The 11,553-nt window shown below is 38.8% G+C and carries 9 protein-coding genes and 1 pseudogene; 4 read left to right on the top strand and 6 right to left on the bottom strand.

Annotated features, from left to right (window positions below; translation table 11 throughout):
• Window positions 1-116: 116 nt before the first annotated feature.
• The 6 genes from PX482_RS04480 to PX482_RS04505 form a co-directional block, all read right to left on the bottom strand.
• The gene (locus PX482_RS04480) at window positions 117-2,624 is read right to left on the bottom strand and encodes a HEAT repeat domain-containing protein (protein ID WP_288122119.1); all 2,508 of its coding nucleotides are present in this window, start codon (window positions 2,622-2,624) and stop codon (window positions 117-119) included.
• Between the two features lie 574 nt (window positions 2,625-3,198).
• Window positions 3,199-5,145, bottom strand: coding sequence for a pentapeptide repeat-containing protein (locus PX482_RS04485; protein ID WP_288094093.1), 1,947 nt, complete (start codon window positions 5,143-5,145; stop codon window positions 3,199-3,201).
• Between the two features lie 5 nt (window positions 5,146-5,150).
• Window positions 5,151-5,435 (bottom strand): DUF2103 domain-containing protein, encoded by a 285-nt coding sequence (locus tag PX482_RS04490; RefSeq protein ID WP_288094091.1) that lies wholly within the window; start codon window positions 5,433-5,435, stop codon window positions 5,151-5,153.
• Window positions 5,436-5,437: 2 nt separating this feature from the next.
• Window positions 5,438-5,731 carry an ATP-dependent Clp protease adapter ClpS gene (clpS, locus tag PX482_RS04495; RefSeq protein ID WP_288057478.1) on the bottom strand — a complete coding sequence of 98 codons (294 nt, stop codon included), beginning with the start codon at window positions 5,729-5,731 and terminating at the stop codon, window positions 5,438-5,440.
• 55 nt (window positions 5,732-5,786) lie between these two features.
• Window positions 5,787-6,920, bottom strand: a complete 1,134-nt coding sequence (locus PX482_RS04500) for a glycosyltransferase family 4 protein (RefSeq protein ID WP_288057479.1) — start codon at window positions 6,918-6,920, stop codon at window positions 5,787-5,789.
• Between the two features lie 97 nt (window positions 6,921-7,017).
• Window positions 7,018-7,680 (bottom strand): 4'-phosphopantetheinyl transferase family protein, encoded by a 663-nt coding sequence (locus PX482_RS04505; RefSeq protein ID WP_288057480.1) that lies wholly within the window; start codon window positions 7,678-7,680, stop codon window positions 7,018-7,020.
• 110 nt (window positions 7,681-7,790) lie between these two features.
• Here PX482_RS04505 and PX482_RS04510 point away from each other — a divergent pair, with 110 nt between their 5' ends.
• The 4 genes and pseudogenes from PX482_RS04510 to PX482_RS04525 all read left to right on the top strand — a co-directional run.
• Window positions 7,791-8,732, top strand: coding sequence for a serine hydrolase (locus tag PX482_RS04510; RefSeq protein WP_287170668.1), 942 nt, complete (start codon window positions 7,791-7,793; stop codon window positions 8,730-8,732).
• Between the two features lie 378 nt (window positions 8,733-9,110).
• The gene (locus PX482_RS04515) at window positions 9,111-10,460 is read left to right on the top strand and encodes an AAA family ATPase (RefSeq protein WP_288122122.1); all 1,350 of its coding nucleotides are present in this window, start codon (window positions 9,111-9,113) and stop codon (window positions 10,458-10,460) included.
• Window positions 10,461-11,153 carry a ParB N-terminal domain-containing protein gene (locus tag PX482_RS04520; RefSeq protein ID WP_288094087.1) on the top strand — a complete coding sequence of 231 codons (693 nt, stop codon included), beginning with the start codon at window positions 10,461-10,463 and terminating at the stop codon, window positions 11,151-11,153.
• Between the two features lie 278 nt (window positions 11,154-11,431).
• A pseudogene (locus PX482_RS04525) lies at window positions 11,432-11,553 on the top strand (Uma2 family endonuclease); the annotation flags it as partial.

Raw genomic sequence — 11,553 nt, forward strand, 5'->3', positions numbered from 1 at the left:
ATGGCTTTTAAATGTTGATCTAGTTGTTCTTTTTGGTCTGTATTCATGATTCTACCGTTTAATTGTTTCTCTTTATTTTGCCTTAGCTAACGTTTTTAGTCTCTAAGCATTTATACTTATGGCAAAATTGGGATGCTCCCAAGTGACTTACCATTAACTTGGTTGAGTTTTTCGACTACAAATTGTGGGAGGTGAACTTTTTCCGCTCTAGCCTCACAACAATCCCTTACTGCTATCACAAAAGCTTTAGGTACGCTATCAAGTTGTTCGAGAAACTTTTGCCACTCTTCTTGTTTTTGATCTTTTGCATAAAGATCAACTAAATGCCAAGCTGCTAGATATTCTGCCAGAGGTTCAAGAATGAAATGAATTTTATCCTTAGAAGTTTGGTTCGTTTGAATGAGGTGTAGCTTTTCTTCTAAATATTCTAGTCGTTCTTCAGCATCATTACCTCCCAAAGTAACCAGTGCCTCCGAACGCATAATTTCTGAGGGTTGATAGCTATTCTTCAGGCAAGCCCAAGCTAGAGACTTGGCATCTTGATCGACAATGCGATCACCTGATCTGTTTTCTTCTTTAATTTCTCGGTTGAGTTCATCGAGGTATTTGAGCATTAATTCTGGAATATTATTCGGCAAAGTTAATTCTTGCGCCACTTTGACTTTCTTTTCAATTAACTGTTCGGCATATAATTTTACGAACATAGGTGTAATCCTTTTTTGACCGACAATTTCGGATAACTTAGCACAATCTTTATATAACTCCTTGTCAGTAAAGAGTTGCCGCACCCCTTTCTTAACTAAATAGGTTTCTAAAAAAGTAGAAATTTGACTTCCTGTAAGTTGACAAGGTTGGATCGTCAAAACACTACCCAAGGATTCTTCTTGCCGGGAGGTGACCACTAAAGTATGAACTGGAAAATCTGGCTGTCCAGGACGAATTAATTTGCGTGTAGTTTCACTCATTTCTGACAAATGATCTACAATGACCAATATTCGCTGCTTCATCAGCAGATGTTTAAGGAGTTCTGGAGAAACACTTTCTTCTGTAATTGCTGCTTCTAGTTGACCTCGAATAGCGGCTAAAAAAGGTTTTTCCCCTCCCGAATTATCAATCTCTATATTTTCTTCAATCAGCACCGGTAACATCCGATGTTTACAGAGACGCTCTTCTTTATTATCTGACATTGCCCATTGAGCAATTTGATAGGCTATACTGGTTTTTCCAACTCCACTTTCTCCCCAGATAAGCAGATGTCTTGGGAAAGATTCTTTTAAATCTTGACTGGTGAGTTGTTCAATCGTTGTCAGATTATCACCAGAATCAGTCTGGACAGGAAGGGGGACATAAATTGTATGATGCTGGACGGTAGGTTTATGAAGGAAGTCTTGTTTCACTTCTTTAAAGTATCTTTCTACCCATCGATCTAAAACTCTTGGATGATATTTTAAAAGTGGGAAGAAACTCAGAATTGATGCAATTGCCTTCGCTACAGGGTGAGCTTCAAAAGCAGGTTTCCAGATTTGTTCATCAATCTTAAGTAACCAGAGAGGAGAGAGCCAAAAAACTAGCAGATTGGTGAGAAATAAGCTACCAAAAATTTTAATATAAGGATGAGTAATAATACTTATCAGCCACTGTTGAGATACCTTATTTTGTCGTTCTTTAAGAAAATCTAGTCTTCGAGCAAGAATATCTTGTTGTTGCACGAATTTTTCTTTTTTTTCTTTGTCTTGCCATTCTGATTGATAAGCTGATTCCATTGCTTTTTTAGCATTCTCTAAATCCGTGATCGCTTGAGATAATCCGTCTGTCTCTTTCTGACGCTGATATTGATCCTGTAAGGAAGTTGCAATATTACTCAATCCAACAGATGAACTCACTCGCAAATCTTCATTTTTATCTTCTAGAAACTTGATTAATTCTTGTCGGCTACTAGAGGTATAGGGATCGATTTTACTTAAAGCTTCAACAGCATTATTTCGCACTGTCTGATCGGAGTCAGTTTGCAGCAATTTAATTAACACTTTTACAGCTTCTTCATCTCTCTTGCCAATACTATGAATTGCTTGAACTGCCACTTGACGAGCTGTATCATTGGGTTCATTTTTTACAATATCAATTAATTCAGGTAATGCTTTTTCAGCTTTATTACCCATTTTAATCAAAAGAGCGAAAGTTTGGGTTCGCAAAGTATAATTTTTGTCCTTCAAGAGAGGAATTAAGTTGTCTATGTCAATAACTTTTATATTGGATTTTGCATCTAATGTTTCTATAACTTTCTTGCGAACAAACCAAGCTGAATCATTCTTGACAGATGTATTCAGGGCAGTTTTAACACTTGTGTCTGTTGAGGTAATTCCTGCTAATACTTCAGCAGCACCTTGACGGACAAATCCATTGGGATCTGTTTCGAGCAGTTTAATAAGTTGAGGAACAGCTTTTTGTGATTCTTCTTTGTTTATTATACTTCCTAATGCTCCTGCTGCTGCTCTTTTTACATCGCTATCCTGATCATCTAGAGCTTTAATAAGATAGTCAACAGTTCCATTAGCATTAATTTTTCTGACAGCTTCGATCGCACTGCGGCGCACTTGCGGGTTTTCATCCTCGAAAGCAATCAATAGGTAGGGTTTAGCAGGTTCAGCTTCTGTGCCAACACCACCTAGTACGTCAGCAGATTGACTGCGTAATTCTGGGGGCAGCCGTTTATCATTGAGGACATTAATTAAAGCACACATGACATCTTCTTGCTTTAATTCTGGATACAGAAATTCCCCCCACTGCTTAATTGTCTCTAATTGGTCATTTTTTACCTCTTGATTGACAGGCTTTTTCTGATTTAGCCTGATTTTCAGTTTCTCTTCAATCAAAAACTTGACCTCTTCACTGTTGCAATTGAGTGCTAACCCTTTTTGGCTCAATGTTAGAGGGGATAAAAGACTCAACAGGGTGACAGCCATTACTTTCCAGACTTGAAGTCGAATCGGTTTCATATCGCTATCCTCCCTTGTTGAACCAGTTGAGAGAGATAATATCACCCCCCTCATTGAATTTTACCTCCCTTCCCGCAAATCTTCTCAAGTACAGCCACACCCTCCAAACACCCGCATCTTCTAGTTAATGAGCTTGGTATTGACGACCGGCGACCGGCTACCCAAAACGAAAAGATAACTGCTGTATTTAAATTTTTACAGTTTATTTTAAATAAATCAAGAGATTTAACCCCGGAATCGTGCGCGAGAGAGTCCAGATAAGGAGAGTGATATAAAAGATGCCGATACCCCATTGATACCAAACTAAAAAAGAAATGATAGCGGGTAATTCTCGATCGCGAACTCGCCAATCATTAAAGCCTAATTTTAGCAAATTATTGAGACTTAAATCGTAATAATTTAACCAATTCCAACGCTTTTGCCAAGAAATAGGAGTATAACGATCGCGAAAGAGGGGAAATTCGGGAACCACGGGTAAACGGGTGATTAATAAGCGTAATTGTCGCATACTACCATCTTGCAGAAAATAGGAACTATCCATTAAATCGTGATAGCGTCCCCGACGATAAAGTTCGATAATTAAAATTAGGGGTAAGGGGACAAGAATTAGGGCAATAGCTGTTAAAGTTAGGAGAGGACGACTGGCAGATTGCAGGATATTAAACACACCTGAAAGGGTGAGAATAATATAGCTAGTCACCATACAAAAGATTTCATAACGACTAGGAATTACTGGTTTAGGAGTGAGACGACGCACGCGATCAATTAACCAAAATAAACAGCCAAAATAGGCAAAAATTATGATTCCTGTACCGAAAACTAAACTAAAATTTGTACCATCTTGACTTAAGAGTAATAGTAAAGCAAGGAAAGAAGTATGCAGAAAATCAGCTAACCAAGTGAGGTTAATTAGGCGAATAATTGAGATATTATTTAGCTTTTGTTTTAACTGTTGAACTCGCAATTTTTCGGTTTTGTATTCAATTTGATTAGCATCGGCAATTTGTTCTAGGGAGCGAAAATTACGAACTAAATTTCTTAAAACTGTTTCATTTCCTGCTAGGGTTGGTAAATAAATTACTTGACCAATTACTCCTCTATCTCCTAGTATTTTCGCTTTATCGGAATCAAAAGCTAATCCTGATACACTCAAATAACCATTTTTAGTAAAAGTGGAATTACTAAAATCTACCTGATCTAAAAGTTTCAGATCTTGAAAACTAACCACACCATTAAAATAACTAGACCGAAAAGCACCCGATTTTTCAAAAGTGGCATTTCTAAAGGTTAATAAACTTAAAAATCTACTCTTAGAAAATATCGGACGATCTCGCCATTGACTTTGGGAAAAATTGGCTTCTTTTTCCCAGAAAGTACGGGTAAAATCTGCGGTTTTATCGTATTTAGTTTGATCAAAATAAGCTTCAGCAGTAAAATGACTGCCATGAAAGTTAGTAATACTTTTAAAATGGACTGTGCGAAAGATGGCTTTATTTAAAAATTGACTTTGACTAAAATTTACATCTCCCATAAAAGTGGCTTGGCTAAATTTAGCCACCCTCGCAAAACGGGATTCTAACCAATTACTTTCACGACTAAATTTTGCTTGCATTGCTTCGACAATTTGCAGAAAAAAAGTCTTAGAAAAGTCCACTTCTCCCATAAATACGGTTCCCTGCAACTTCACAGGTCCACGAAATACTGTGACATTAAAAACTGGTTCATCGCTATCGAATAAAAAATTTTCGTCCTGTTGTAATAACTGTTCTTCCGTGGGTGATAATAAGGTAGCGAGAGCCACTTTTGTTAAAGGAGTCGGTAAACCCAGACGGGAAGCGATAAAATTGCCTTGAATTAAGGAATTACTAAAATCTAAACCTAGGGGTTGTTTAGCGCGATTAATTTGACCTTGAATCTGTTGATAAAATTGTTCTTGCAGTTCCTTATTTTCATCGCGGATATCGATAACCAAATTGGCTAAATCGATGGTAGTCATCCCTTCTTTAAGGACGGGTGCGCTTAAACGTTCCTGCAATAAAGTTACTGTTAAAGGAAGTCTATCCATTACTGCCAAACTAGGGAGAGAATGTACAGAGAAAAACAGAAAAACAATGATTAGTAACCAGCAGCCTTTCAACAACGCACCCACGACAGTTATTTTCCTAAACAAGCTTGGATAGCCATTTCTAAATCCTCTTGGTTTAAATCGGTGATAACAAAGACTTCCTGCACACTTTTTCCTGTCCTCGCAATCACCTTAAAACCACCACGAATTGGTACTGATATCCGCAATTGTAACCGCGGACAATGACCTTTTGAGCGAGAAAGTACCCCCGGGGTGACAGTGGCGATTCCCTGATAGGTAATTAACTTTTCTAATACCGCAATCAACCCCGGAATATGAGTAGAATGATTCCAAACTAAACGACCATTATTCATAATTATGCGGCCTCTAGAGGAGCCATAGTTAATCCTTCCCGTCGCAATTGTTGGTGATAAAGTTCCGCTTGTTCTTGGGGACCTGTCCAGACAATTGCTTGTCCTTGGTAGTGAACTTGATTAGTTAATTCCCAAGCTCGATCGGTAGTCATATCCGGGATATATTTAATTAAACAATTGGCCACATGATCGAAGGTGTTAAAGTCATCGTTGAGAACAATAACTTTATAGTTGGGATAAGTCTTTTTGACCCCTTGGGTGGACTTATCTAAGGTGGTACTGGGTGCGCTGGACATAAAAGTTACAATAGGTCAAGGTTTTTGCAATTAAATTCGAGCATTTTGACAACAATTAAGCGGCAAAAGCCACAGAATTATTATTCAAAACCCGGTGATAGTAATTTAATAATTGTTTGGTGGCCGCTTGCCATGCCCATTTTTCCGCTTCTAGGCGCGCATTTCGTCGTAATTCCTCTCTTTCTGCCTTGGCGGTTAGTAATCTTTGGGTGGCACTAATTAAACCCTTCTCATCCCTAGGATCGAAGAGATGACCATTAACTCCATCGGTGACAATATCAGGAATTCCCCCCGAATTTGCCGCCACCACCGGACAACCGGCAGCCATGGATTCTAAGAGTACCAAACCGAGGGTTTCTGTGCGTGAGGGAAAAAGAAAAGCATCTGCGGAAGCAAAAGCGGAGGCTAATTCTAACCCCTGTAAATAACCGACAAAATGGGTATTTGTGTCGGCAAAATGACTTGTTAAAGCTTCCCGATGGGGACCATCTCCCACAATGGCAAATCTTGCTTCGGGAATCGCTTCTAATACTGGTTTAATGCGATCGATTTCTTTTTCGGCCGACACTCGACCAACATATAATAAGAGAGGACTATCGGGGTTATTTTGGGATAATTTCAGTCTCATAGCTGGGGATTTTAAATGAGGTTGAAATAATTCCGTATCGACTCCCCTTTGCCAAAGCTCTACTTTTTCAATGCCACGACTAGATAATTCTTGCACCATAGCGGTGGAAGTGCAGAGATTTAAACTTGCTTGATTGTGGGCCAGTTTTAATAATTCCCAGAGTAATCCTTCTAGGGAACCTAACCCATAGTGTTGTAGATATTGGGGGAGATGGGTATGATAGGAAGCGACGAGGGGAATGTTCATAGTTTTGGCAAAATAAATGCCTCCCACCCCTAAAACAGCGGGGTTAACCACATGAATAATATCAGGTTTAAACCTCTCTAAAGCTTGACCGACTGAAGGCCGGGGGAAAGCCATTTTTAATTCCGGATATAGGGGTAAGGGAATCCCTGTAACTCCATGAATTTTAGCACCTTTGTAATCCTTTAAACCGCCATCGGGAGAGAAAACTAATACCTGATGACCTAATCTTTGTAGGTGTTCCACGGTATGTTTAAGGCGGGTGACAATGCCATCGATTTTCGGTAAGAAAGTTTCTGTAAAAAGAGCAATTCGCATAGAGAAAACAAGGTTAAGTAATAATTAAGGACAAGCTTTTTTTGAGATAGCTAGGAATAATTACTGAATTTCTCAAGGCAATTAACTCCCCAATTAATCATAGATCAGAAAGGCCAAAGGTTTTAATCACTCGATCGCTACCTTCGATAACCACCGTCGCTCGATAATTATCGCCGATTGCCGCTGTCCATAATTGCCATTCCCCCGCCACATTGTCTAATTTTAAGGGATTGAGGCCCACTTCCACTTGATCGAGTCCCCCGCTAATTCCCGTTCCCAGTGCCTTTAAATAAGCCTCTTTTGCCGTCCATAACTGAAAAAATAACTTTTCCTTCTCTGCGGACTTTTCAACAAGCTCATGTTCCCTAGCACAAAAAAACCTTTTTGTCAAGCTATCTAAATCTTTCACCTCGCGCATTTTCTCTAAATCTACCCCGATGCGAGCGGTTAAAGTCAAGCCACAGATGGCCATATCTTCGGAATGGGAGAGATTAAACTGCAATTGATAGTTAATACTCGGTTTTCCCCGTTCGCTGTAGATAAACTCGATTTTTTCGGGACTTATCGCCAAATATGACCCTAAAATCTCCCGTAAACAACCCCTCGCCACCAAAAAACGCCGCTTGTGTTGGGGAAAATGGTAACGATTAGCTCTAATTATTTCATCTTCCGAGAGCAAAGAAGCCAGTTTTTCTAGTCTATCCCCAGAGGGATCGAGACTGATAAAATAGAGATGAACCTCATCGGTAGATATAAACATTAAACTCAGAAGCGATCAAATAATTAATTATCGGTAAATTTTACCGTAAAATGAGAATTGCCGACTCAAGAATTTATCCACCTTCTAACTTTTGACTTTGCAGCACACCTATGAACTTTTTTCATACTGAAGACCACCTCCAACAGTTCGGTACAGATATTTTAGAAACAACTTGGCGAGAATTTCCCCAATTAGCTCAAGAACAAATTGCCCTAACTTGGATAGTATATGATCCTCCCGTTATCGTCAACACGGGGGGAGCAATTTCTCACGAAGAATTCTGGAAATATTCCCCCCGCGGATTTAGCTATCGCGGACAAGAAAGAACCTATCCCGCTAGTTTAGTGAAATTATTTTATCTAGTAGCAATTCATGAGTGGTTAGAAGGGGGAATGATTCCCGAAAACACCGAATTAAATCGCGCCATTCGTGACATGATTGTTGACTCTGGTAATGATGCTACCAGTTTAGTTGTAGATCTGGTGACGGGAACCACTAGCGGTCCAGAAATTGCCGCCGGTCCCTTTGAAACTTGGAAGCAACAACGCAACATAGTTAATCGTTATTTTCAATCCCTAAATTGGCCAGAATTAGCGACAATTAACGTTAATCAAAAAACTTGGTCTGATGGTCCCTATGGACGTGAACGCGCTTTTTTAGGGGAATTAATGGAGAATCGCAATATGTTAACTAGCAATGCAGTGGCGCGTTTAATTCATACTATTGTCGGGGGGATTGCTGTTTCTTCCCAACGTTCCCAAATGATGATGTCTTTACTAAAACGAAGTCTTAATCCTGCTGATTGGACAAGTCAAGGAGATGATACACAAATCTTAGGATTTCTGGGACAAGGATTACCAGAAAATAGTCAAATTTGGTCAAAAGCTGGTTGGACAAGTCAAGTGCGTCACGATGCAGCCTATATTGAAATTCCCCATCATACTCCCTATCTCTTGGTGGTATTTACCGAGGGAAAAGATAACAGTCAAAATCGCTCAATTTTACCTTTTATTTCCCAGAAAGTAGCCGAGAAAATTATGCAGATCCATTAATTAAGCTGTGGGTAGGATGGTTTTCTCTGTCATTGCCAAAAGTGCTAGATAAACATCCTACTGCAATAAATCCGTAAATTTACCGATGTGCATCTCAATATACAGCTTTTCTGGGATAGATGGGGTTCGTTCTTGCAGCTGAAATACTTGATTAAGTAAGGATTTAGTCTGTGCTTCACCTTGACGGGAAAGGCCGTCATCATTTAAACTAACAATAAGTTGTTGTTAAGTAAGTAGTCGGAGATAAATTCTGTTGTCTATCTTAAGAAATGTAAATTACCACAATTCTTACTTAGTCCTGACTCCTGACTCCTGACTCCTGACTCCTTACCCCACAGTTAACTTTACTTTTGTCCAACTACTTATTTCCTCAAATGTGTGACTTTCAACCCTCACCATTGTCATAACGAAAGGGAAGTGGAGAGTAAATTAATTGTCCAGTATTTACTCCCCAAACTAGGCTACAATGCCGAACATTGGTATCAACAAGTTAGCTTCGGTAAAGTACGCTTAGATTTCCTTGTTTCCGCTCAAAAACCTATCAATAAAAGGCAGTTTTTATCCTCTCACTGTCTAATTGTCGAGGCTAAAAACCCCAGAGAAAAGCTCACCAATCATCGTCACCGTTTAGGTTATTATCTCAACTACTTTAAAGTGCAGTGGGGATTATTAACCAATGGTGATGAGATTCAACTTTATCGAAGAAAACCCGATAAAATTTATTTAGTTTTTAGATGTTCTGGGTTAGAAATTGCCTCTCACTTAGAACAGTTAAAATCTCTGATTGGCTACGAAACTTTATCCCTGGGTATTCCACCGCTTAATTCTCCAACAATCAACAACAAAAATCCCATGAAAACCATCGCAATTTATCATCATAAAGGTGGTGTTGGTAAAACCACCGTCGCTACCAATCTAGCGGCAGCCTTGAGTAAAAAAGGCAAGCGAGTATTATTGATTGATATTGATGCTCAAGCTAATAGTACCTTTGCCGTTGGTTTAATTAAGTTTCAATTCGATGATGACGATGATTTAAAAGATAAAAATGTCTTTCATTTACTCAATGATGGAGACATAACTTTTGTGCAAAATATTGTCAGAAAATCTCAGGGATTTAACCATCCAGAAATTGATGTAATTCCCGCTCATATTAGCTTAATTGAAAAACAAACTACCTTGACTAGATACGGGAGTTCTGACACAAGATTATCTAAAAAATTAGATAAAGTTAGAGATGATTATGACTTGGTTATTATTGATACCCCGCCATCCTTAGATTTTTATGCTCAAGCTGGTTTAATTGCTTCCGACTATCTGATTATTCCATCAGATCTTAAACCATTTTCTAATCAAGGTTTAAATAGTGTAAAAAATTTTATCAAGGAAGCAATTAACGAACCTCGTGAAAATTTAGGTAAAGAACCCCTAAAAATTTTAGGCGTTTTACCTTCCAAAATTTCTACCAATGCTCAATACTTAAGATTTAATTTTCCCAAACAAAAACAAGTAATTCCAGACAAATATGGTTTACCCTTGATGGAATCGACTATCTCGGAAAGAATGCCTTTATCTCGCTGTATAAATCAATCCTTTCCCGTGGGAGATTTAGAAATTCCTGCTCCCCAATCTATAATGGATTATGCCGAAAATCAAGGCGATGCGGGAGTATCAGCAGCAGAATTTGAAGCCTTAGCACTGGAAGTTTTAGCTAAAATAGGAGTTAAATAAATGTGGGATTTTTTACTAATTGATTTACAGGACGTGGTAGCCACTAAAGAGCGTTCTTATTTTCCAGAAACAGATTTACACAACTTAGCTAATCTTATTGTAGCAATGAAGGGCTTAATGCGTCCTGTCATTCTCAAAAAAATTGGCTTTGAACGCTTCCAGATTATTGAGGGAAATTTAGAGTATTATGCCTGTTTAATTGCTAAAGAAAAAGAACGCAGCCTAGAAACTATTAACGCTTTTGTGGTTGATAAAGAAGCGGAGAATATCGCTTTACAGCAAATACAGTTATTATCTCCTTCTCCTGGGTTAATTACCACTTCTGAAAAAATAGATAATCCTCTAGAATTGAGGATGAGTAATCTTGAAAAACGATTAGAAACCCAGTTACAAGCAATCCGAGAGGAGTACCAAAAAGAAATCAAAAGACTGGAAGAAAAAATTATTATTTCTCCTCCTCCTTCTGCTTCTCCTCCTCCTTCTCCTCCTTCTAAATCGATTTTAGAGCTTTTGAATAGCTGTGACGCTAATCAACTTAAAAAAGCGGGAATTCCACCAGCATCTGTTAATGAATTTCTGAAAAAACGTTCAGAAAAGCCCTTTGATTCTGTGGAAGATATACAGCGAGGAGTGACAGGAATTGGGCAAGTAAGGTTGGCTAAACTTGTCGATTATTTGCTGACTTCTAATTGATTTTTGTGGGTGTGTTGAGCTACTTTAACACACCCTACCGATGGATGTTATAATAATGGAAGATCAGTAAAAAAGCCTGATCCGATAGCGGGCAAAGATTAACTAAGTAGGTAGGTGTTAAAAATTGTCAGGCACCCCCCTTAATAAGGGGGGCAGGGGGGATCCCCCCGCCTATCGGCACCCCCCTTAATAAGGGGGGCAGGGGGGATCAAGGGCAAAATCTATCTTCTATTTAATTAGAAACACTTACCTAGAAGACGGGTGAAAAGAGAAAACTTATGACAACTACCCCAGTAATAGCTGCTTCTTTAACAATTCCTCCCCTAGAAAACGGCGATAAATTAACTCGATGGGAATTTGAACGACGTTATCAAGGGATGCCCCATCTCAAAAAAGCGGA

It is taken from the genome of Microcystis sp. M53602_WE12 (genome assembly GCF_030065455.1).
Taxonomy (GTDB): Bacteria; Cyanobacteriota; Cyanobacteriia; order Cyanobacteriales; family Microcystaceae; genus Microcystis; species Microcystis aeruginosa.

Coding starts and splice junctions, on each gene's coding strand:
- PX482_RS04490 (WP_288094091.1), bottom strand. CDS start 5,435: ATGAATAATGGTCGTTTAGTTTGGAATCATTCTACTCATATTCCGGGG.
- clpS (WP_288057478.1), bottom strand. CDS start 5,731: ATGTCCAGCGCACCCAGTACCACCTTAGATAAGTCCACCCAAGGGGTC.
- PX482_RS04500 (WP_288057479.1), bottom strand. CDS start 6,920: ATGCGAATTGCTCTTTTTACAGAAACTTTCTTACCGAAAATCGATGGC.
- PX482_RS04505 (WP_288057480.1), bottom strand. CDS start 7,680: ATGTTTATATCTACCGATGAGGTTCATCTCTATTTTATCAGTCTCGAT.
- PX482_RS04510 (WP_287170668.1), top strand. CDS start 7,791: ATGAACTTTTTTCATACTGAAGACCACCTCCAACAGTTCGGTACAGAT.
- PX482_RS04520 (WP_288094087.1), top strand. CDS start 10,461: ATGTGGGATTTTTTACTAATTGATTTACAGGACGTGGTAGCCACTAAA.